Annotated in this window: 15 protein-coding genes; 11 read left to right on the forward strand and 4 right to left on the reverse strand. The window is 62.6% G+C overall.

All coding sequences use genetic code 11. The features are described 5' to 3' along the window. Window positions 1-63: 63 nt before the first annotated feature. Both N805_RS05595 and N805_RS05600 read right to left on the reverse strand, forming a co-directional pair. Window positions 64-816 carry a transporter substrate-binding domain-containing protein gene (locus N805_RS05595; RefSeq protein ID WP_019473818.1) on the reverse strand — a complete coding sequence of 251 codons (753 nt, stop codon included), beginning with the start codon at window positions 814-816 and terminating at the stop codon, window positions 64-66. A gap of 22 nt (window positions 817-838) precedes the next feature. Beyond that, the gene (locus tag N805_RS05600) at window positions 839-1711 is read right to left on the reverse strand and encodes a MurR/RpiR family transcriptional regulator (RefSeq protein WP_019473819.1); all 873 of its coding nucleotides are present in this window, start codon (window positions 1709-1711) and stop codon (window positions 839-841) included. Window positions 1712-1853: 142 nt separating this feature from the next. Between N805_RS05600 and N805_RS05605 the strand changes: the two genes are divergently transcribed. The 10 genes from N805_RS05605 to N805_RS05650 all read left to right on the forward strand — a co-directional run bounded on the left by N805_RS05605 (window position 1854) and on the right by N805_RS05650 (window position 19343). Beyond that, window positions 1854-2879, forward strand: a complete 1026-nt coding sequence (locus tag N805_RS05605; RefSeq protein ID WP_019473820.1) for an Ldh family oxidoreductase — start codon at window positions 1854-1856, stop codon at window positions 2877-2879. Between the two features lie 233 nt (window positions 2880-3112). After that, complete coding sequence (locus N805_RS05610) at window positions 3113-4309, forward strand: aromatic amino acid transaminase (protein WP_019473821.1); 1197 nt, start codon at window positions 3113-3115, stop codon at window positions 4307-4309. Window positions 4310-4534: 225 nt separating this feature from the next. Next, entirely contained in the window at window positions 4535-5476 is a 942-nt protein-coding gene (locus N805_RS29660; RefSeq protein ID WP_230685707.1) for an RHS repeat-associated core domain-containing protein, read from the forward strand. Window positions 5477-5701: 225 nt separating this feature from the next. Next, the gene (locus N805_RS05620) at window positions 5702-6982 is read left to right on the forward strand and encodes a serine/threonine transporter (RefSeq protein ID WP_019473823.1); all 1281 of its coding nucleotides are present in this window, start codon (window positions 5702-5704) and stop codon (window positions 6980-6982) included. A gap of 167 nt (window positions 6983-7149) precedes the next feature. Further along, complete coding sequence (gene tpx, locus N805_RS05625; RefSeq protein ID WP_016487454.1) at window positions 7150-7650, forward strand: thiol peroxidase; 501 nt, start codon at window positions 7150-7152, stop codon at window positions 7648-7650. A 341-nt stretch (window positions 7651-7991) separates the two neighbouring features. After that, window positions 7992-9299 carry an MdtA/MuxA family multidrug efflux RND transporter periplasmic adaptor subunit gene (locus tag N805_RS05630; RefSeq protein WP_028613092.1) on the forward strand — a complete coding sequence of 436 codons (1308 nt, stop codon included), beginning with the start codon at window positions 7992-7994 and terminating at the stop codon, window positions 9297-9299. Beyond that, a complete protein-coding gene (locus tag N805_RS05635; RefSeq protein ID WP_028613091.1) occupies window positions 9296-12394 on the forward strand; it encodes an MdtB/MuxB family multidrug efflux RND transporter permease subunit in 3099 nt (1032 codons plus the stop codon). The genes N805_RS05630 and N805_RS05635 overlap by 4 nt, the downstream gene beginning before the upstream one ends. Continuing rightward, complete coding sequence (locus N805_RS05640) at window positions 12391-15498, forward strand: efflux RND transporter permease subunit (RefSeq protein ID WP_028613090.1); 3108 nt, start codon at window positions 12391-12393, stop codon at window positions 15496-15498. Before N805_RS05635 ends, N805_RS05640 begins: the two co-directional genes overlap by 4 nt. Continuing rightward, the gene (locus N805_RS05645) at window positions 15495-16985 is read left to right on the forward strand and encodes an efflux transporter outer membrane subunit (protein ID WP_028613089.1); all 1491 of its coding nucleotides are present in this window, start codon (window positions 15495-15497) and stop codon (window positions 16983-16985) included. The genes N805_RS05640 and N805_RS05645 overlap by 4 nt, the downstream gene beginning before the upstream one ends. A gap of 270 nt (window positions 16986-17255) precedes the next feature. Further along, window positions 17256-19343 carry a putative bifunctional diguanylate cyclase/phosphodiesterase gene (locus N805_RS05650; RefSeq protein ID WP_028613088.1) on the forward strand — a complete coding sequence of 696 codons (2088 nt, stop codon included), beginning with the start codon at window positions 17256-17258 and terminating at the stop codon, window positions 19341-19343. Here N805_RS05650 and N805_RS05655 read toward each other — a convergent pair. Next, window positions 19340-19600: a DUF1652 domain-containing protein gene (locus N805_RS05655; RefSeq protein ID WP_028613087.1), complete on the reverse strand. Its 261-nt coding sequence runs from the start codon at window positions 19598-19600 to the stop codon at window positions 19340-19342. The genes N805_RS05650 and N805_RS05655 overlap by 4 nt on opposite strands. Before the next feature lie 273 nt (window positions 19601-19873). Further along, window positions 19874-20521: a DUF1345 domain-containing protein gene (locus N805_RS05660; protein WP_028613086.1), complete on the reverse strand. Its 648-nt coding sequence runs from the start codon at window positions 20519-20521 to the stop codon at window positions 19874-19876. 182 nt (window positions 20522-20703) lie between these two features. Between N805_RS05660 and pgm the strand changes: the two genes are divergently transcribed. Beyond that, on the forward strand, window positions 20704-22341 hold the full coding sequence (pgm, locus tag N805_RS05665; RefSeq protein WP_028613085.1) for a phosphoglucomutase (alpha-D-glucose-1,6-bisphosphate-dependent): 1638 nt from the start codon (window positions 20704-20706) through the stop codon (window positions 22339-22341). The last annotated feature ends 17 nt before the right edge of the window (window positions 22342-22358 follow it).

Here is a 22358-nt window from a genome sequence, read left to right on the forward strand (position 1 = left end):
GCCGCTTTGCGGCCCATCGCGACACAAGGCCGCTCCTACAGCGATTGCGCAGATTCCAGAAGGTCAGTTGTAGATATCGAAAGCAAAGTACTTGCTGGCGATCTTCTGGTACGTGCCGTTGGCCACGATCTGTTGCAGCGCGGTGTTCAGGCGCTGGCGCAGGGCTTCGTCGTCCTTGCGCACGGCGATGGCGGCATCGGCCTTGGTGTCGGCCACGTCGCCGAGGATCTTGCAGCAGTCCCCGCCGTTTTTGGTCATCCATTCGTGCAGCGGGAATTTATCGGCAATTACCCCGTCCAGGCGCCCGGCGGCCAGGTCGGCGTTGGCTTCATCCATGGTCGGGTACAGCTTCACATCGGCCCCGGCTTTGCCATACACGTCTTCGGCGTAGATAGCCTGGGTGGACGACGACTGGGCACCGACGGTGTAGCCGACGAAGTCGGTCTGGGCGCTGTCGATCTTGCTGTCCTTGGCGACTGCGACGGTCAGCGGGGTGCGGTAGTAGTGGTCGGTGAAGGCGATTTTCTTGCGCCGCTCTTCGGTATTGATCATCGACGCGACGATGGCGTCGTACTTGCGCGCCATCAGGGCGGGGATGATGCCTTCCCAGTCCTGGGCCACCAGCGTGCACTCGACTTTCATATGTTCGCACAGGGCATGGGTGATGTCGATATCGAAGCCGTGCAGCTTGTTATCGGCGTCTACATAGTTGAAGGGCGGGTAGGCGCCCTCGGTGGCGAAGCGCAGGGTTTCGGCACTGGCGGCGCCCGTCAGCAGCAGGGCACACGCACCCACCAAGGCCATGGTCTTGTTCATCTCGCACCTCATTGCACTCTTGCTATTGTTGTTTGCCCGTCGGCCACGAGGTGTAGCCGACGAACTCGTTATGTAGAGCGGCAGTCGCTTCCAAGCGTTTTTCCACATCAGGCCCGAGTTTTTTGCAAACCTCGTTGACCATCAGGTGCACCCACGACAGCATCGTCGAGGTGGATTCCCAGAACAGATTGAACTCGGTGGGTATGCGGAACACCTCGTCGGCGTTGGCATCGGCCCAGTCGCAAAAGGTGTCGGTCACCAGGGTGACCGCAATGCCTGCCTCACGTGCCTTCTGGCACAGCAGCAGGGCGTGACGCGAATAACGGCGCGCCTCGAACACCACCAGGGCGCTGTCTTCGGCGCGGCCCAGCAGCACGTCACCGAAGTGCCCGGCACTGATATCGACCAGTTGCACGCCATCGCGCAGGTACTGCAGCAGGTGGCTCATGCACATGGCGATGCCGCGCTCGGTCTGGAAACCGGCGATGAATACCCGCGGCTTGCTCGCCAGGCGTTGCGCTACGCTGTGCCAGATTGGGCTTTGGCGGTATTCGTGGACGCGCATCAAGGCCGCGATTTCCAGCTCCAGGCTGCCGGCGTTGTCACTGGCGTCCTGGTTCTGGCGGTAATCCTGCAATCGGTCGCCCACCAGCCACGGGCCGTCGCCCAGGTCGTTCTGCAGGTCTTGCTTAAGCGCCTTGAGGTGGGCATAACCCAGTGAGCGGCAGAAGCGCCCGACGCTGGATTCGCTGACGTCCAGCTTGGCGGCGATGCTGGCCGAGGTCTGGAACGGCAGTTCGTGCAGGTTGGCGAGCATGTAGGTGGCGATCTTGCGGCCCGAGGCAGCGGCCCCTTCGAGGCTGTTTTCCAGGCGTTGCTTGATCGGTTGGCTCATGCTGCGGCTCCAAGGGTAAGGCTTGGGAAGAAAATGAATGTTTTCTGTCATCAAGTCAATATTTGACAGATTGCTGTCACATGCAGGAAAGTTTTTGTCGTTGCAACGCTGTAGCCATTCCAATTCCAACAAGGAGCTTCAGATGTCCGCACCCTCCACCAGCACCGTCGTGCGTATGCCTTTTACCGAGCTGCAGGGTCTGTTGCAGGCCATTTTTCAGCGCCATGACTGCAGCGAGAGCGTGGCCCGGGTGCTGGCTTACAACTGCGCCAGTGCCCAGCGCGATGGTGCTCACAGTCACGGCGTATTCCGTATGCCTGGCTACGTCTCGACGTTGGCCAGCGGTTGGGTCGATGGCCAGGCCACGCCGAAGGTCAGCGACGTAGCGGCCGGTTATGTACGTGTCGATGCAGCGGGCGGCTTTGCCCAGCCGGCGTTGGCAGCGGCCCGTGAGCTGTTGGTAGCCAAAGCGCGCAACGCGGGTATTGCCGTGCTGGCGATCCATAACTCGCACCACTTCGCCGCGCTGTGGCCGGATGTCGAACCGTTCGCGGAAGAGGGCCTGGTGGCCCTGAGCGTGGTCAACAGCATGACCTGCGTGGTGCCGCATGGCGCACGCAAGCCCCTGTTCGGTACCAACCCCATCGCTTTTGCGGCGCCATGTGCCGAACACGATCCGATCGTCTTCGACATGGCCACCAGCGCCATGGCCCACGGTGACGTGCAGATTGCCGCGCGTGCCGGCCAGCAACTGCCGGAAGGCATGGGCGTGGACGCCAATGGCGCACCGACCACCGACCCCTTGGCCATTCTCGAAGGCGGCGCCTTGCTGCCGTTTGGCGGGCACAAGGGTTCGGCGTTGTCGATGATGGTCGAATTGCTGGCGGCGGCGCTGACCGGGGGTAATTTCTCCTGGGAATTCGACTGGTCGGGCCACCCGGGGGCGAAGACACCCTGGACCGGGCAGCTGATTATCGTCATCGACCCCGGCAAGGCAGAAGGCGAGCAATTTGCCCAGCGCAGCCGCGAACTGGTGGAGCAGATGCAAGCGGTGGGTCTGACGCGCATGCCGGGTGAGCGGCGCTATCGTGAGCGCGAGGTGGCCGAGGAGGAGGGCGTGGCATTGACCGAGCAGGAGTTGCAGGGCTTGAAAGCGCTGCTTGCCTGACCCGGCCTATCGCCGGCAAGCCAGCTCCCACAGGTACATCACCAACCTCAAGGCCTGTGGTGTACCTGTGGGAGCTGGCTTGCCGGCGATGAGGGCATCGCTGTCAGCACCAATCTCCAGCCATGCAATGTTGCATAGACAACCTTGCACAATAGTGGATGTTCCTGAGCCCACACACCGGGTATGCTCAGGTCTGCCTTTTCGAACTGTCCTGATCCAAGGAGCTGCACGCTGTGTTCAAACATGTCGATGCCTATGCCGGCGACCCGATCCTCTCGCTGATGGAAACCTTCAAGGCCGACCCGCGCGCCGACAAGGTCAACCTGAGTATCGGCCTGTATTACGATGAGGCTGGTGTAGTGCCGCAACTGGCGGCTGTGGATGCGGTGGAAAAACGCATGGCCGGCCAGGACCACGAGGCGTCTCTTTACCTGCCGATGGAAGGCCTGGCCAGCTACCGCCAGGCCATCCAGGCGCTGCTGTTCGGTGCCGATCACCCGGCCGTGACCGGCGGTCGCGTGGCCACTGTGCAGACCGTGGGTGGCTCCGGCGCCCTGAAAGTCGGTGCCGACTTCCTCAAGCGCTACTTCCCGCAGTCCGAAGTCTGGGTGAGCAACCCGACCTGGGACAACCACCGCGCCATCTTCGAAGGTGCCGGCTTCAAGGTAAACACCTACCCGTACTTCGACCAGGCCTCCCGTGGCGTGGACTTTGACGGCATGCTGGCCACCTTGCAGACCCTGCCGGCCAACAGCGTGGTACTGCTGCACCCTTGCTGCCACAACCCCACCGGTGCCGACCTTACGCAAAACCAGTGGCAACAAGTGGTCGAAGTGGTCAAGGCACGCCAGCTGATCCCGTTCCTCGACATCGCCTACCAAGGCTTCGCCGAAGGCCTGGTGGAAGACGCCTACGCCATCCGCGAAATGGCCCGCGCCGGCGTGCCGTGCCTGGTCAGCAACTCGTTCTCGAAAATCTTCTCGCTGTACGGCGAGCGGGTAGGCGGCCTGTCGGTGGTCTGCGACGACCAAGCCACTGCCCAGAGCGTGCTTGGCCAGCTGAAGGCTACCGTGCGCCGCAACTACTCCAGCCCGCCCAACTTCGGCGCCCAGCTGGTGGCAGGCGTGCTGAGCGATGCGGCCCTCAATGCCCAGTGGGCCGAAGAAGTTGAAGTGATGCGCAAGCGTATCCTCGACATGCGCCAGGCGCTGGTCGATTCCTTGGCCGTGCTGCTGCCAGGCCAGGACTTCCAGTTCTTCCTGCGCCAGCGTGGCATGTTCAGCTACACCGGCTTCAGCGTCGAGCAAGTGCGCCGCCTGCGTGACGAGTTCGGCGTGTACCTGATCGACAGTGGCCGCGTGTGCATGTCCGGCCTGCGCCCGGCCAACCTGCAACGGGTTGCCGAAGCGTTCGCTGCTGTTCAGAAATAACGCAAGATACGGGCCGTATTGCGGCCCATCCGAGGGGCGCATTGCGCCCCTTTCTCTACATGAATTGCTCCCGCCCCCCTTTGCACCTCCCCGTATAGGTAAATATCGCCGCCCTCGAACAGGTTTGCCTGATCAAGAACACCTGATATTTCTGCCAGTTGTGCCCTGAGGCTGATCTGCCAATACTGGCGCAGTGGTAAATGAATTCAGGCGCGAGGGCGAAGGGTGAAACTATTTTATTGCGCAGAAAAAGTTCACACCCTAAAGTCGGAAGGTAGTGTTCGGCAGGTCATTCGACACGATAGGGATGTGCTTATAGAACGGGGTGCTGTTACCCACATGGCGTGGGGGGATAAGCAGGCTTCAGTACTTGGGGCGATGGGGCCGGTAGGGGTTCATGGAAAAAGCTACGGCGTCTACGGCGTACATGAGGAATCTGCTGAATTGGCAAGTGTGATCGGCTTTTCAGGGTATTACTTCGATGCACTGTCTACATACTATCTGCTCGGTAACGGTTATCGTAGCTACAGCCCCGGTATGATGCGTTTTTTGTCACCCGATAGTCTTAGCCCCTTTAGCCGAGGTGGCCTGAATGCGTATGGGTACTGTGCCGGAGACCCGTTAAACCGAGTTGATCCGGATGGGAGATTCTGGGAATCGGCGTTGACGCTCAAGCGAGTAAAAATCAAGGTTAAAGATAGTTCTCCTGGTGTGCGGAGATTTATGAAAGCCAGGACAGGTAAGGAGAGGCCGAATATACAAATTGCAGATTTTACTGCAGCGTTCAAGGATACATTTGATGCTACGCTTTCACGTGAACTAGATTTTGACGAAATGACTCGCGTTGGGGGCATTCCGGAAGTTAAGCCGATGGTTTTGTATCGGTCTATGAAAAACGCTAAGCGCGCCTATATGGCGCTTGCTGTGAATGAAATGGAGATTGATTCGAGAGGGATGTTTCCGCAGCATGAAAGCCAAGTTATACGGATGGTGGAGAGGTTACGTGATGTCCGAGACGTTAGCATTTCATTCCAGGAGCATGATCGAGGATTTCAGCGCGCTCACGCAAAAAATATGACGGAAATTGATGGTTGGCTGGAGGGTATGAGAAAGGAGCGAGATGCGAGCGCCATTCAGTTAGCTGAGCGGCTTAGGCGTCAGGAGTAACTTTTAAACGTTATGAGCGCCACTGCAAATGGGACAGGCATTTCGTCCCGATGGCTCGTCGGTGCCACCCTTGTCATGACAAGTGCAACCGCCCCTCGGAAAAGGGCTTCGCAAGTGCAACCTTTCGGTGCACAATCGCGCCCCTCTTTTCCGGTTGAGTTGGGCGAAGGCACTGTTTCGCCATTCTCAGCCTGTTGCAGTCTTGCGAGTGGAGCTTCACCCGGAATGAATGAGCAGGCCCCAAGCGTTGAACAACGCTTTGCAGAATCGACCCCCGCCACCCTCGGCAGCTGGGCGCGTCACGACACCACCTGGATGCTGGGCCTGTTCGGCACAGCCATTGGCGCCGGAACCCTGTTCCTGCCGATCAACGCCGGCCTTGGCGGTTTCTGGCCGCTGCTGATCCTGGCTGTACTGGCCTTCCCAATGACCTACTTCGCCCACCGCGGGTTGACCCGCTTCGTGCTCTCCGGGCGCAATGGTGGCGACATCACCGAAGTGGTCAAAGAGCACTTCGGCAGCAACGCCGGTGCCGCGATCACCGTGCTGTACTTCTTCGCGATCTTCCCCATCCTGCTTATCTATAGCGTGGCGCTGACCAACACCGTGTCCAGCTTCATGGAGCACCAGCTGCACATGGCGCCGCCACCGCGGGCCATCCTGTCGTTTGTGCTGATCCTCGGCCTGCTGGCCATCGTGCGCTGCGGCGAGCAGGCCACGGTCAAGGTCATGAGCCTGCTGGTGTACCCGTTCATCGTCGCCCTGGCGCTGCTGGGCCTGTACCTGGTGCCACACTGGACCGGTGGCATCCTCGACAGCGCCACACAGGTGCCGCCGGCCTCGGCCTTCCTGCATACCCTGTGGCTGGCTATTCCGGTGATGGTGTTCTCGTTCAACCACTCGCCGATCATTTCGGCCTTCGCCGTCGACCAGAAGCGCCGCTACGGCGAGCATGCTGACGAGCGCAGCGGCCAGATCCTGCGCCGCGCCCACCTGCTGATGGTGGTGATGGTGCTGTTCTTCGTGTTCAGTTGCGTGCTCACCCTGAGCAGCGCCCAACTGGCCGAAGCCAAGGCACAGAACCTGTCGATCCTGTCGTACCTGGCCAACCACTTCAGCAACCCGACCATCGCGTTCGCTGCGCCGCTGATCGCCTTCGTGGCCATCGCCAAGTCGTTCCTGGGCCATTACATCGGTGCTAGCGAAGGCCTGAAAGGTATTATCGCCAAGACCGGTGCACGACCGGGTGCCAAGACCCTGGACCGCGTTGTAGCCGCGTTGATGCTGGTGGTGTGCTGGATCGTTGCCACCCTCAACCCGAGCATCCTCGGCATGATCGAATCGCTTGGCGGCCCGATCCTTGCGGTGCTGCTGTTCCTGATGCCGATGTACGCCATCCACCGTGTACCGTCGATGCGCAAGTACAGCGGTGCAGCCTCCAACGTGTTCGTTGTAGTGGTCGGCCTGGTTGCGTTGACCTCGGTGGTGTACGGCCTGCTGGGCTGATTCGCTGCCTGAAATAAAGAATGCCCGGGTCGCTTGTCGCAACCTGGGCATTTTTTTGTCCACAAAAATTGTCCGGCAATAGAACAATTTCACCTGCCCCCATAGGCACCCGGCCGCCTTCATGCTTAACTCAGTGTCCTTTTCAAACCCAGCATAAGGATTTCGTCATGGCTCAAGTGACTCTCAAAGGCGGCCCGGTTCAGGTCAACGGCGAACTGCCGAAAATCGGCGCCCAGGCTCCGGCATTCTCCCTGGTCGGTGAAGGCCTGGCTGACAAGTCGCTGAAGGACTACGCCGGCAAGCGCAAGGTGCTGAACATCTTCCCAAGCGTTGACACCCCAACCTGCGCCACCTCCGTGCGCAAGTTCAACGCCCAGGCCAACGATGTGGCCAACACCGTGGTGCTGTGCATCTCCGCCGACCTGCCGTTTGCCCAAGCACGCTTCTGCGGTGCCGAAGGCCTGGAAAACGTGAAGAACCTGTCGACCCTGCGTGGCCGCGAGTTCCTCGAAAACTACGGCGTCGCCATCGCCGACGGCCCGCTGGCCGGCCTGGCTGCCCGCGCCGTGGTGGTGCTGGATGAAAACGACAACGTGCTGCACAGCGAGCTGGTTGGCGAAATCGCTGACGAGCCGAACTACGATGCAGCGCTGGCAGTACTGAAGTAAGGGTTGTGGGGCAGGGCGGCTGAGTCCTGTGTTGGCCTCTTCGCGGGTGAACCCGCTCCCACAGGTAAAGCACAGCTTTTGAAATCTGTGCGGTACCTGTGGGAGCGGGTTCACCCGCGAAAGGGCCAGCTCAAGCAACCGAAACCTTTCAGCCCGCCACCGCTCCAAGCAACACCCTGTAACGGCCCGGAACGCTTTCCGGGCCGTTTTCATTTAAAGTTCAGCGTCTTGGCAACGTCAGCCAAAGGTAAACCTCTGGTAAAGGCCCTTTGCTAAAACGATGCCATTGCTTATCGTTCACCCTCCCCAAGCCGCCATTCCGAACAAGGTTCGTTCAACCCATGCAAGTGTCCAATTCCCGTTCCCCCCGTCGCTGGCTCGTCGGCCTGCTGATCCTGCTGCTGGTGGCTGCACTGGCCTGGTGGCTGTGGCCTGCAGCAACGCCTGCGCATAAAGAAGCCGGCGGCGGGCGCGGCGGCAAGGGCATGGGCATGATGGGCGGCCGCCCGGGCTTCGGCGGCTCCAGCGAAGCGGTGCCGGTGCGCGTCGAACCGGTACGCGTGGGCGACTTCCCCCTGTATTACAAGGCCCTGGGCACGGTCACCGCCACCAACACGGTCAATGTTCGCAGCCGCGTCGCTGGCGAACTGGTAAAGATTCACTTCAAGGAAGGCCAGCAGGTCAAGGCCGGCGACCTGCTCGCCGAAATCGACCCACGCTCGTACCGTATCGCCTTGCAGCAGGCTGAAGGTACGCTGGCGCAAAACCAGGCGCAGCTGAAAAACGCCCAGGTGGATGTAGCCCGCTATAAAGGGCTCTACGCCGAAGACAGTATTGCCAAGCAAACCCTCGATACCGCCGAAGCGCAGGTGGCGCAGTTCCAGGGTCTGGTCAAGACCAACCAGGCACAGGTCAACGACGCCCGCCTGAACCTCGACTTCACCCAGATCCGTGCGCCGATCAACGGCCGCGTGGGCCTGCGCCAGCTCGACCTGGGCAACCTCGTTGCCGCCAACGACACCACGGCACTGGTGGTGATTACCCAGACCGAGCCGATCAACGTCGCCTTCACCCTGCCGGAGACCGAACTGAGCACCGTGCTGGAACGCTACCGCAGCGGCGCCAGCCTGCCGGTCGAGGCATGGGACCGCAGTGACAGCAAGCTGCAGTCCACCGGCGTGCTGGGCAGTATCGACAACCAGATCGACACCACCACCGGTACGCTCAAGTTCAAGGGCCGCTTCGAGAACAAGGACCTGGCCCTGTTCCCCAACCAGTTTGTCAACGTGCGCCTGCTGGCCGATACCCTCAAGCAGGTGGTCATGGCCCCGGCAGCGGCCATCCAGTTTGGCAATGACGGTACCTTTGCCTATGTGGTTAACGCCGAAAACACGGTGAACGTTCGCAAGCTCAAGGTTGGCGCCAGCGATGGCGAGAACAGCGTCATCCTCGAAGGCCTGAAGGCCGGGGACCGCCTGGTGCTGGAAGGCACCGACCGCCTGCGCGAAGGCACCAAGGTGGAAGTGGTCGAAGACAGCTCGCAAGTGCCGACCACGCCTGGCCAGCACCTGCAAGGGCAGGACGCCAAGGGGGCGGCGCACACCGGTGAAGCACAACCTGGCAACGCAGCGGGCAAGGCGGGCGCATGAACCTCTCGCGCCTGTTCATCCTGCGGCCGGTCGCTACCACGCTGAGCATGCTGGCCATCGTCCTGGCCGGCCTGATCGCTTACAAGCTGCTGCCGGTCTCCGCTCTACCGCAGGTAGATTACCCAACCATCCGCGTCATGACCCTGTACCCCGGCGCTAGCCCGGAGGTCATGACCAGCGCTGTCACCGCACCCCTGGAGCGCCAGTTCGGCCAGATGCCCGGCCTGGAGCAAATGGCTTCGACCAGTTCCGGTGGTGCCTCGGTGCTGACCCTGCGCTTCAACCTCGACATGAACATGGACGTTGCCGAGCAGCAGGTGCAGGCTGCGATCAACGCTGCCAGCAACTTGCTGCCCAGCGACCTGCCTGCGCCGCCGGTGTACAACAAGGTCAACCCGGCCGACACCCCGGTGCTGACCCTGGCCATTTCGTCCAAGACCATGCCGTTGCCCAAGCTCAACGACCTGGTCGATACGCGCGTGGCGCAAAAGCTTGCACAGATTAGCGGCGTGGGCATGGTCAGCATTGCCGGCGGCCAGCGCCAGGCGGTACGCATCAAGGTCAACGTCGACGCCCTGGCGGCCAACGGCCTGAACCTGGATGACGTGCGCACGCTGATCGGCGCCTCGAACGTGAACCAGCCCAAGGGCAACTTCGATGGCCCCACCCGGGTTTCGATGCTCGATGCCAATGACCAGCTGCGTTCCCCCGAGGAATACGCCAACCTGATCCTGGCCTACAACAACGGTGCACCGCTGCGCCTGAAAGATGTGGCCGAAATCGTCGATGGCGCAGAAAACGAGCGCCTGGCCGCCTGGGCCAACGAAAACCACGCGGTGCTGCTGAACATCCAGCGCCAGCCTGGCGCCAACGTCATCGAAGTGGTCGACCGCATCAAGGAGCTGTTGCCGTCGATCACCGACAACCTGCCGGCCGGCCTCGATGTGTCGGTGCTGACCGACCGCACCCAAACCATTCGCGCCGCAGTCAAGGACGTACAGCATGAACTGCTGATCGCCATCGTCCTGGTGGTAATGGTTACCTTCGTCTTCCTGCGCCGTTTCAGCGCCACCCTCATTCCGTCGATTGCCGTGCCACTGTCACTGATCGGCACCTTCGGCGTGATGTACCTGGCCGGTTTCTCGGTGAACAACCTGACGTTGATGGCGCTGACCATTGCCACTGGTTTTGTGGTCGACGACGCCATTGTCATGCTGGAGAACATCTCCCGGCACATCGAAGAGGGCGAGACGCCCATGCAGGCGGCGCTCAAGGGCGCCCGGCAGATCGGCTTCACCCTGATTTCGCTGACCTTCTCGCTGATTGCGGTATTGATCCCGCTGCTGTTCATGGCTGACGTGGTCGGCCGCCTGTTCCGCGAGTTCGCCATCACCCTGGCGGTGGCCATCCTGATTTCCCTGGTGGTGTCGCTGACCCTGACGCCGATGATGTGTGCCCGCTTGCTCAAGCGCGAGCCCAAGGAAGAAGACCAAGGCCGCTTCTACCGCGCCAGCGGCGCCTGGATCGACTGGTTGATCAAACACTACGGCAACGCCCTGCAGTGGGTACTCAAGCACCAGCCGCTGACCCTGTTGGTGGCGGTGGCCAGCCTGGTGCTGACCGTGTTCCTGTACATGGTGGTGCCCAAGGGCTTTTTCCCGGTGCAGGACACCGGGGTTATCCAGGGCATTTCCGAAGCACCGCAGTCCACCTCGTTCGCCGCCATGAGCGAGCGTCAGCAGGCCCTTAGCAAGGTGATCCTGCAGGACCCTGCCGTGCAAAGCCTGTCGTCCTACATCGGCGTCGATGGCGACAACGCCACGCTCAACAGCGGCCGCTTGTTGATCAACCTCAAGCCTCACGGCGAGCGCGATGTCACTGCCAGCGAAGTCATCAGCCGCCTGCAGCCACAACTGGACCGGCTGGTGGGCATCCGCCTGTTCATGCAACCGGTGCAGGACCTGAGCATCGAGGACCGGGTCAGCCGTACCCAGTACCAGTTCAGCCTGTCATCGCCGGACGCCGACCTGCTGGCGCAGTGGAGCGGCAAGCTGGTGCAGGCGCTGCAGCAACGCGCAGAACTGGCTGATGTGGCCAGCGACCTCCAGGACAAGGGCCTGCAGGTGTACCTGGTGATCGACCGTGACATGGCCAGCCGCTTGGGCATCAGCGTGTCGCAAATCACCAACGCCCTGTACGACGCCTTCGGCCAGCGGCAGATTTCCACCATCTACACCCAGGCCAGCCAGTACCGCGTGGTGCTGCAGTCGAAGGACGCTTCAGTGATCGGCCCGCAGGCGCTGGAGTCGATCCACGTCAAGGCCACCGATGGCGGCCAGGTGCGGCTGTCGGCGCTGGCGCGCATCGAGCAGCGCCAGGCCCAGCTGGCCATTTCCCACATCGGCCAGTTCCCGGCGGTGACCCTGTCGTTCAACCTGGCCCATGGCGCGTCGTTGGGCGAAGCCGTGCAGGTGATCGAGCAGGTGCAGCAGGACATCGGCATGCCGCTGGGGGTACAAACCCGCTTCCAGGGCGCCGCGCAGGCCTTCCAGGCGTCGCTGTCCAGCACCTTGCTGCTGATTCTGGCAGCGGTGGTGACCATGTACATCGTGCTGGGCGTGCTGTACGAAAGCTACATCCACCCGGTGACCATCCTCTCGACCCTGCCATCGGCGGCGGTGGGTGCCTTGCTGGCCTTGCTCATCAGCGGCAACGACCTGGGCATGATCGCCATCATCGGCATCATCCTGCTGATCGGCATCGTCAAGAAGAACGCGATCATGATGATCGACTTTGCCCTTGAGGCCGAGCGCCACCAGGGCATGAGCCCGCGCGATGCGATTTACCAGGCGGCGCTGCTGCGCTTTCGGCCGATCCTGATGACCACCCTGGCCGCGCTGTTTGGTGCCGTGCCGCTGATGCTCGCCACCGGCTCCGGCGCCGAGCTGCGCCAGCCGCTGGGCCTGGTGATGGTCGGCGGGTTGCTGGTCAGCCAGGTGCTGACGCTGTTCACCACCCCGGTCATCTACCTGTATTTCGACCGCCTGGCCCGCCGCTGGCGCCCGGCCACTGACGTGAAGCAGGCCGAGGCATGAACCTGTCCGGTCCTTTCATCCGTCGCCCGGTAGCGACCATGCTGCTGAGCCTGGCGATCATGCTGCTGGGCGGCGTCAGCTTCGGCCTGTTGCCCGTGGCACCGCTGCCACAGATGGACTTCCCGGTAATCGTGGTGTCGGCCAACTTGTCCGGCGCCAGCCCGGAGGTCATGGCCTCCACCGTGGCCACGCCACTGGAGCGCAAGCTGGGCAGCATCGCTGGCGTGACCACGCTGACCAGCAGCTCCAACCAGGGCTCCACGCGGGTCATCATCGGCTTCGAAATGGGCCGCGACATCGACGGCGCGGCGCGCGAGGTGCAGGCAGCGATCAACGCCACCCGCAACCTGCTGCCCAGCGGCATGCGCAGCATGCCCACCTACAAGAAGATCAACCCGTCGCAAGCACCGATCATGGTGCTGTCGCTGACGTCGGACGTGCTGCAGAAAGGCCAGCTGTACGACTTGGCCGACACCATCCTGTCGCAGAGCCTGGCCCAGGTGTCGGGGGTAGGGGAGGTGCAGATCGGCGGCAGTTCGCTGCCGGCGGTGCGCATTGCCGTCGAGCCGCAATTGCTCAACCAGTACGGCGTGTCGCTGGATGATGTGCGGACGGCCGTGTCTAACGCCAACCAGCGCCGGCCCATGGGCTTTGTCGAGGATGCCGAGCGTAACTGGCAGGTGAGGGCCAACGACCAGCTGGAAAGCGCCAAGGATTACGAGCCGGTGGTGATTCGCCAGCAGAACGGCACCATCCTGCGCCTGTCCGACGTGGCTACCATTACCGATGGCGTGGAGAACCGCTACAACAGCGGTTTCTTCAATGACCAGAGCGCGGTGCTGCTGGTGGTCAACCGCCAGACCGGTGCCAACATCATCGAAACGGTCGACCAGATCAAGGCGCAGTTGCCAGCCCTGCAGTCGTTGCTGCCGGCCAGTGTGCAGCTGAACGTGGCGATGGACCGCTCGCCGGTGATCAAGGCCACCCTGAAGGAGGCCGAACACACCCTGCTGATCGCTGTGGTGCTGGTTATCCTGGTGGTGTACCTGTTCCTGGGCAGCCTGCGCGCCTCTCTGATCCCCAGCCTGGCAGTGCCAGTCTCGCTGGTGGGTACTTTTGCGGTCATGTACCTGTGCGGCTTCTCGCTCAACAACCTGTCGCTGATGGCGTTGATCCTCGCCACTGGCCTGGTGGTGGACGACGCCATCGTTGTGCTGGAGAACATCTCGCGGCACATCGAGGGCGGCCAGCCGCCGATGAAGGCGGCCTTCCTGGGGGCCAGGGAGGTGGGCTTCACCTTGCTGTCGATGAACGTGTCGCTGGTGGCGGTGTTCGTCTCCATCCTGTTCATGGGCGGCATCGTGCGCAACCTGTTCCAGGAGTTCTCGATCACACTGGCGGCGGCGATCATCGTGTCGCTGGTGGTATCGCTGACCCTCACGCCGATGCTGTGCGCCCGCTGGCTCAAACCACACCAGGCCGAGCAGACCCGCGTGCAGCGCTGGAGCGACAAGGTGCACCAGCGCATGGTCAACGCCTATGACCGCAGCCTGGGCTGGGTCTTGCGCCACAAGCGCCTGACCCTGCTCAGCCTGCTGGCGACCATCGGGATCAACATCGCCCTGTACGTGGTGGTGCCCAAGACGCTGATGCCCCAACAGGACACCGGCCAGCTGATGGGCTTTATCCGCGGTGACGACGGCCTGTCGTTCACCGTGATGCAACCGAAAATGGAAATCTACCGCCGCGCCTTGCTCGCGGACCCGGCCGTGCAGAGTGTTGCCGGTTTCATCGGTGGCAACAGCGGCACCAACAATGCCATGGTGCTGGTGCGCCTCAAGCCGATCAACGAGCGCAAGATCGATGCGCAGAAGGTGATCGAGCGCCTGCGCAAGGAAATGCCCAAAGTGCCAGGCGGCCGGCTGTTCCTGATGGCCGACCAGGACTTGCAACTGGGTGGTGGGGGGCGCGACCAGTCCTCGTCGCAGTACCTGTATACCCTGCAGAGCGGCGACCTGGCGGCATTGCGCCAGTGGTTCCCCAAGGTGGTCGCGGCGCTGCGTGCATTGCCGGAGTTGACCGCCATCGACGCCCGCGACGGTTCCGGTACCCAGCAGGTGACGCTGGTGGTCGACCGTGACCAGGCCAAGCGCCTGGGCATCGACATGGACATGGTGACCACGGTACTGAACAACGCCTACAGCCAGCGGCAGATCTCCACCATCTACGACAGCCTCAACCAGTACCAGGTGGAGCTGGAAATCAACCCGAAATACGCCTGGGACCCGAGCACCCTTGAGCAAGTACAGGTAATCACCGCTGACGGCGCCCGCGTGCCGCTGTCGACCATTGCCCGCTACGAGAACAGCCTGGCCAACGACCGGGTCAGCCACGAAGGCCAGTTCGCCTCGGAAGACATCGCCTTCGACGTCGCCGAAGGCTACAGCCCCGACCAGGCCATGGCGGCGGTGGAGCGCGCGGTGGCCAAGCTGGGCTTGCCCGAGGAGGTGATTGCCAAGCTCGGCGGTACTGCCGATGCCTTTGCCAAGACCCAGCAGGGCCAGCCATTCATGATCCTCGGCGCGCTGCTGCTGGTGTACCTGGTGCTGGGCATTCTTTATGAAAGCTACATCCACCCGCTGACCATTCTGTCGACACTGCCTTCGGCAGGCGTCGGTGCCTTGCTGACGTTGTACGTCACCGGTGGCGAATTCAGCCTGATCTCGCTGCTGGGGCTGTTCCTGCTGATCGGTGTGGTGAAGAAGAACGCCATCTTGATGATCGACCTGGCCTTGCAGCTGGAGCGTCACCAGGGCCTGTCGCCGGAAGAGTCGATCCGCCGGGCCTGCCTGCTGCGGCTGCGACCGATCCTGATGACCACCATTGCAGCCATCCTTGGCGCCTTGCCGCTGCTGCTAAGCCACGCCGAAGGCGCGGAAATGCGCCAGCCACTGGGCCTGACCATCATTGGTGGCCTGGTGTTCAGCCAGGTGCTCACCCTTTATACGACGCCGGTTGTCTACCTGTACCTGGACCGCCTGCGCCACCGTTTCAACCGTTGGCGCGGCGTGCGCACCGACGTCGCCCTGGAAACCCCGCTATGACTTTTGCCCAGACCCCACTTCACCGTGCGCTGCAAGCGTTGACCCGAGGGCGTGGCTCGCGCCTGCTCGGCGCCGGGTTGTGCGTGGCCTTGCTCAGTGCCTGTACCTTGAGCCCGGACTACCACCGCCCCGAGCTGAACAGCACGGCGGCGCAGTTCAAACACGCTGAAGGCTGGACCCAGGCCACGCCGTCCGATGCCATCGCCCGCGGCGACTGGTGGGAAATCTACGGCGATGCAGGGCTCAATGCGCTGGTCGAGGAGCTTAATCGCAGCAACCAGACCGTGGCGCAATCAGAAGCGCAGTACCGCCAGGCTCAGGCGCTGGTGCGCAGCAGCCGTGCGGCGCTGTTTCCCAGCCTGGACCTGAGCGCTGGCAAGAACCGCTCGGCGCAGGGTACCGGCAGCTCCAGTTCCAGCCTGTCCAACAACAGCAGTGGTATTCGCAACACCTACACCGCGCAGTTGGGCGTGAGTTGGGAAATCGACCTGTGGGGCAAGCTGCGCGAAACCATGAATGCCAACGAGGCCAGCGCTGAAGCCAGCTTCGCCGACCTTGCTTCGATCCGCTTGAGCCAGCAATCGGAGCTGGTGCAGAACTACCTGCAATTGCGTGTTATCGATGAGCAGAAACGTTTGCTGGAAGCCACCGTGGCGGCCTATGAGCGCTCGCTGCGAATGACCGAAAACCAGTACCGCGCCGGTGTCTCCGGGCCGGATGCCGTGGCCCAGGCACGCACCCAGCTCAAAAGCACCCAGGCTGACCTGATCGACCTGATCTGGCAGCGTGCGCAGTTCGAGAACGCCATCGCTGTGCTGCTGGGCAAGACCCCGGCCGACTTTGCCCTGGCTGACAGCAAGGCTATCCCGGCATTACCGGTAATTCCGGTGTCGCTGCCTTCGCAACTGCTGGAACGTCGCCCGGACATTGCTGCTGCCGAACGCAACGTGATGGCGGCCAACGCCAATATTGGCGTGTCGCGGGCTGCGTACTTCCCCGACCTCAGCCTGAGCATGAGTGGCGGTTATTCCAGCAGCAGCTTCAGCAACTGGATCGAGCTGCCCAACCGCTACTGGTCGGTAGGCCCGCAGCTGGCGCTGACCCTGTTCGACGCCGGCAAGCGCAGCGCCGAGGTGGACCGCACGGTGGCGGTGTATGACCAGACCGTGGCGCAGTATCGTCAGACTGTGCTGGACGGCTTCAAGGAAGTGGAAAACCTGCTGGTGCAGTTGAAGGTGTACGGCGATGAAGCGGTGGTGCGCCAGGAGGCGCTGGACGCCGCACGCGAGTCGCTGCGCCTGACCGAGAACCAGTACCGCGCCGGGTTGATCGGCTACCTGGACGTAGTCAACGTGCAGACCACGGCACTGAGCAACGAGCGCAGCGTGCTGAACCTGTTGCAAGGGCGCTTGGTGGCCAGTGTGCAGTTGGTGGCCGCATTGGGCGGCGGCTGGGATGCAGAACAAGCCTTTGCCGAGCAGGACTGACCTTACCCATAAACGTGTACCCCTGTAGGAGCGGCCTTGTGTCGCGATCGGGCCGCAAAGCGGCCCCAATTTTGTGTGAAAACATAGATTGCTGGGGCCGCTCTGCGGCCCGATCGCGACACAAGGCCGCTCCTACAGAGATCGCGTGCAGGTTGGGGCGTGGCGTCTATTGGATCCATTCCCATTCGCAAAAACCCCGTGCGTTTCGCCTAAGCTTGAGTACAATCGTCAGCTTTTGCCGGGCCCCCCGTCCCGTCGCTGGAACTCCCAATGCTGACCGGTAGCTACTCCTCTTCGCTGGTGTTGATTTCGCTGTGCGTGGCGATCCTGGCGTCCTACACCGCCCTTGACCTGACTGGCCGCATCGCCACGGCCAAGGGCCGCGCTGCCTACTTGTGGATGGGAGGCGGCGCGCTGGCCATGGGCATCGGCGTGTGGTCGATGCACTTCATCGGCATGCTCGCGTTCAGCCTGCCCATCGACCTGGGCTATGACCTGGCCCTTACCGCGTTCTCGCTGCTGATCGCCGTCCTGTCCTCGGGTTTTGCCCTGTGGCTGGTGAGCCAGCCGAGCTTGCCGTGCCTGCAACTGGGTTTTGGCGCGCTGATCATGGGCGCCGGCATTGCCTGCATGCACTACACCGGCATGGCCGCAATGCGCATGCTGCCGGGCATCGATTACGACCCGACGTTGTTCGGTGCCTCGCTGCTGATTGCCGTGGGCGCCTCGGCGGCGGCGTTGTGGATTGCCTTCCGCCTGCGCCGGCACACCCCGTATGTGCGGCAGATCCGTGGTCTGGCCGCGGTGGTCATGGGCATTGCCATCGTTGGCATGCATTACACCGGCATGGCGGCGGCGAATTTCCCCGCAGGCAGCTTCTGTGGTGCGCTGGGCGACGGGCTGCAGGGCGACGGCCTGGTGTATCTGGTGCTGATCACCACCCTGGCGGTGCTGGCGGTGGCCTTGCTAACCTCGGTGCTGGACGCCCGCCTGGAGGCACGCACCGCCGAGCTGGCCCGTTCGCTGACACTGGCCAACCAGGAACTGACCCAGCTGGCCCTGCACGACACCCTTACCGATCTGCCCAACCGTACCCTGCTGGCCGACCGCATCGAGCAGGCCATCGCCAAGGTGGCGGAGCAGGGCGGCTGTTTTGCCCTGATGTTCATCGATCTGGACGGCTTCAAGCCGGTCAACGATGCCTTTGGTCACCATATTGGTGATCTGCTGCTCAAGGCCGTGGCGGCGCGCCTGCGCGGCCACCTGCACAGCCAGGACACCCTGGCGCGCATCGGCGGCGACGAATTCGTGCTACTGGTAGAGCTGCAGGAACCTGATGATGCCATGGACGTGGCGGTCAAGCAGGTGAACCTGGTGTCGCGGCCATTCCGCGTGGCCGAGCACGACCTGCAGCTGTCGGCGAGCCTGGGCATCGTCCTGTACCCCGGCAACGGCCAGGACCAGCACGAGTTGTTGCGCAATGCCGATGCTGCCATGTACCACGCCAAGAGCGCGGGCAAGAACGGCTACAGCTTCTTTGATGTGTCGATGAACAGCAACGCACGTCAGCAACTGCAACTGCTGCAGGACCTGCGCCAGGCCCTGGAGCAAGGCCAGTTCCGCTTGCATTACCAGCCCAAGTTCGACGCCCAGGCCTGCCTGCCGATTGGTGCCGAGGCTTTGTTGCGCTGGGAGCACCCGCAGCACGGCCTGTTGCTGCCCGACCGCTTCATAGGCCTGGCGGAAAAGACCGGCCTGATCATACCGATCGGTGAGTGGGTACTTGACGAAGCCTGCCGGCAGATGCGGCATTGGCTGGATGAGGGGCACGAGGGCTGGCGCATGGCGGTGAACCTGTCGGCCATCCAGTTCTGTCATGCAGGGCTGGTCGAAAGTGTGGCCCGGGCCCTGCAGGAGAACGGGCTGCCGGCCAATTGCCTGACCCTGGAAATTACCGAAACCACCGCCATGCACGACGCCGATGCCAGCCTGACCGTGCTGCAACGCCTGTCCGACATGGGCGTGGACCTGTCCATCGATGATTTTGGCACCGGCTACTCCAGCCTGATGTACCTCAAGCGCCTGCCGGCCAACGAGCTGAAGATCGACCGTGGCTTCGTGCGAGACCTGGAGCAGGACAGTGACGATGCAGCGATTGTCTCGGCAATCGTCGCATTGGGCCAGGCACTGGGCCTGCGCATCGTTGCCGAAGGTGTGGAAACCGACAAGCAGCAGGACTTCCTGACCCGACTGGGCTGTGATTCGCTGCAAGGATACCTGCTGGGGCAGCCGGTACCGGCCGAGCAGTTCATGGGCAAGTTGCAGGCCTTGCGCCAGGACAAGAGCGTTGCAGGCTAAACAGCGCGGCGCAAGGAGAGGGCGGGTGTGAACGCGTCCATTTCCGCTTCGACGGCTTCGATGATGCGCTCCACATCGGCTGCGGCCATGATTGCTGAACACGGGATGCCGGCGATGGCCATGAGGGTTTCGCCGGTGGCGCGGTCGAACAGCCGCGCGACCATGCTGCGCGGCGCATCCATGTTGGCTTCGAAGCCCAATGGATGAAAGTGCCAGCGCATCACCTGGCAGGCGTTGGGGAACGTCATCTTGTTCATGCCAGCCTCCTTGTCCGTGCCTGGACGTGGTGAGCGGGTGGCTACATCGATGCAGCCGCCGGGAAGGTAAACATAGCACCTGACACGGGCGATTCTCGGCTGCAAACATGACAAATGTAGCAATCCATGACTTGGGTCACATCCGTCTGATCATGCCCATAAGCCGGCTGCCTTCAGGCAAACGTTTACCTTACGCGATAGCGCCGGTTTTCCGCTTCAATCCGAGCGTTTTAACGGGTTATCGGCGAAACATTTTTCGGACGAGCGGCAGGCTCACCCCAGCAGCCCGGCCGCGATGTTGATGGTGAACCCCAGGATTGCAGTATTGAACACGAAACCCACCAACGAATGTGCCAGCACTACCCGCCGCAGTTGCTTGCCGGCAACGCCTACGTCGGAGGTTTGCACGGCCACGCTGATGGTGAACGAGAAGTAGTGAAAGTCCCAATAGTCCGGGTTGCGCTCGCCGTCGGCGAAACGTAACGGTGGTTCATGGTTGCGTCCGGTATAGAACAGGCGGGCGTAATGCAGGCTGAAGATGCAACCGATCAGCAGCCAGGAGCCGGCCACTGTCAGGCCGGTGTAGAGATAATGCAGCGCCAGTGCCGTGCCCTGCAGGCCTTTGCTGGACACCAGTTGCAGGGTGACTGCAGCGAGGCTGGCGATGGCCGCGATGCACACGGTGAGCAGGACCATGCCGGCGTTTTCGTCTTCGACGCGGGCAACCTTGCGGACCTTTTCGGGGCTGGCGCCCCAGGTGAGGTGCAGCACCAGCAGCAGGTACAGCCATACGCCAAGGTTCCAGCCGGCGAGGATGTGCTGCATGGTGTCACTGGCGGGGATCAGCCAGGCGCCGACAAGGCCGACTGCGGCGGAGAGGCTCAGGCGGGGGTGGGTTCGGGTCAGGCGGTGGAAAGCCATGGGGCCTCATTTACTGGGGTTTGGCTACTACTCTAGACGGTTGCGGCAGGGGTACTGGTTTACACGGTCTTTGTGGGGCGCGTCGGCTGCTGTTTTCTTTGATGTCGCCCATCGCACGGCATTGCAACTCTCAGTACACTGCATGCTCAAACACCAACATCCGTTGAACTCGAGGTTTTTGCATGACGCTCAGTCCTTTGGCAGGCAAGCCGGCTCCGGCCAGCGTGCTGGTCGATATTCCCCGACTGCTCACCGCCTACTACACCGGCCGCCCCGACGCTGCCGTGGCGGCCCAGCGGGTGGCCTTCGGCACCTCGGGGCACCGGGGCACTTCGCTTGAATTGAGTTTCAACGAATACCACGTGCTGGCCATCACCCAGGCCATCTGCCTGTACCGCCAGGAAAAGGGCATCGATGGCCCGCTGTTCATCGGCGCCGATACCCACGCGCTGTCGGCACCGGCCACTGCCAGCGCGCTGGAAGTGCTGGCTGCCAATGGCGTGCAGGTGATGCTGTCCAAGGACGACGAATACACGCCCACGCCGGCCGTGTCCCACGCCATCCTCTGCCATAACCGTGGCCGCCAGCAGGGCCTGGCCGACGGCATCGTCATTACCCCTTCACACAACCCGCCGCAAAGCGGTGGCTTCAAGTACAACCCGCCCAATGGCGGCCCAGCCGACAGCGACGTGACCAAATGGGTCGAGGCCAAGGCCAACGAGTTGCTGGCAGCGAACCTGGCGGGCGTCAAGCGCATGGACCATGCCCAGGCGCTGAAGGCCCCGACCACCCAGCGCCACGACTACGTGAGCAGCTACGTGGCGGACCTGGAAAACGTCATCGACTTCGACGTGATCCGCAGCGCCAAGCTGCGCCTGGGCGTCGACCCGTTGGGCGGGGCAGGGGTGCGCTACTGGTCGGCCATTGCCGAACACTACAAGCTGGACCTGGAAGTAGTGAACACCGAGGTGGACCCGACCTTCCGCTTCATGACCGTCGACTGGGACGGCCAGATCCGCATGGACCCTTCCTCGCCATACGCCATGCAGGGCCTGATCGGCCTGCGCGATCGCTTCGACGTGGCCTTTGCCTGCGACCCGGACCACGACCGCCACGGCATCGTCACCTCGGACGGCCTGCTGGCGCCGAACAACTACCTGGCCGTCGCCATCGACTACCTGTTCCGCCACCGCCCGCAATGGCGCACCGACGCCGCCGTGGGCAAGACCGTGGTGTCCAGCGGCCTGATCGACCGCGTCACCCAGCGCCTGGGCCGTGAGCTGTACGAAGTGCCGGTGGGCTTCAAGTACTTTGCCCAGGGGTTGTTCGACGGCTCGCTTGGCTTTGGCGGCGAAGAGAGTGCCGGTGCGTCGTTCCTGCGCCGTGATGGTTCGGTCTGGGCGACCGACAAGGACGGGCTGATCCCGGCCTTGCTGGCCGCCGAAATGACCGCCCGCACCGGTCGCAACCCGAGCCAGGCCTATGCCGACCTGACTGACGCGCTGGGCAAGCCGTTCGCCACCCGCGTCGAGGCCAAGGCCGATGCGCGGCAGAAGGCGTTGCTGAGCAAGCTGGCGCCGGAGCAGGTCAAGTCGACCGAACTGGCCGGCGAGCCGATTGTGCAGATCCTCAGCCACGCACCAGGCAATGGCCAGGCGATTGGCGGGCTGAAGGTGATGACTGCCAACGGCTGGTTCGCCGCGCGGCCGTCGGGCACCGAGGACATCTACAAGATCTACGCCGAAAGCTTCATCGACGAGGCGCACTTGCAGCGCCTGGTACAGGAAGCGCAGGTGCTGGTGGATGCGGCGATTGCCTGACCGGTAACAAACCGCTT

It is taken from the genome of Pseudomonas putida S13.1.2, assembly GCF_000498395.2.
Classification (GTDB): Bacteria; Pseudomonadota; Gammaproteobacteria; order Pseudomonadales; family Pseudomonadaceae; genus Aquipseudomonas; species Aquipseudomonas putida_Q.

Bases quoted from the DNA above. Each gene is read 5' to 3' on its own strand.
- N805_RS05595 (WP_019473818.1), bottom strand. From the start codon at position 816: ATGAACAAGACCATGGCCTTGGTGGGTGCGTGTGCCCTGCTGCTGACG.
- N805_RS05600 (WP_019473819.1), bottom strand. From the start codon at position 1,711: ATGAGCCAACCGATCAAGCAACGCCTGGAAAACAGCCTCGAAGGGGCC.
- N805_RS05605 (WP_019473820.1), top strand. From the start codon at position 1,854: ATGTCCGCACCCTCCACCAGCACCGTCGTGCGTATGCCTTTTACCGAG.
- N805_RS05620 (WP_019473823.1), top strand. From the start codon at position 5,702: ATGAATGAGCAGGCCCCAAGCGTTGAACAACGCTTTGCAGAATCGACC.
- tpx (WP_016487454.1), top strand. From the start codon at position 7,150: ATGGCTCAAGTGACTCTCAAAGGCGGCCCGGTTCAGGTCAACGGCGAA.
- N805_RS05630 (WP_028613092.1), top strand. From the start codon at position 7,992: ATGCAAGTGTCCAATTCCCGTTCCCCCCGTCGCTGGCTCGTCGGCCTG.
- N805_RS05635 (WP_028613091.1), top strand. From the start codon at position 9,296: ATGAACCTCTCGCGCCTGTTCATCCTGCGGCCGGTCGCTACCACGCTG.
- N805_RS05640 (WP_028613090.1), top strand. From the start codon at position 12,391: ATGAACCTGTCCGGTCCTTTCATCCGTCGCCCGGTAGCGACCATGCTG.
- N805_RS05645 (WP_028613089.1), top strand. From the start codon at position 15,495: ATGACTTTTGCCCAGACCCCACTTCACCGTGCGCTGCAAGCGTTGACC.
- N805_RS05650 (WP_028613088.1), top strand. From the start codon at position 17,256: ATGCTGACCGGTAGCTACTCCTCTTCGCTGGTGTTGATTTCGCTGTGC.
- N805_RS05655 (WP_028613087.1), bottom strand. From the start codon at position 19,600: ATGAACAAGATGACGTTCCCCAACGCCTGCCAGGTGATGCGCTGGCAC.
- N805_RS05660 (WP_028613086.1), bottom strand. From the start codon at position 20,521: ATGGCTTTCCACCGCCTGACCCGAACCCACCCCCGCCTGAGCCTCTCC.
- pgm (WP_028613085.1), top strand. From the start codon at position 20,704: ATGACGCTCAGTCCTTTGGCAGGCAAGCCGGCTCCGGCCAGCGTGCTG.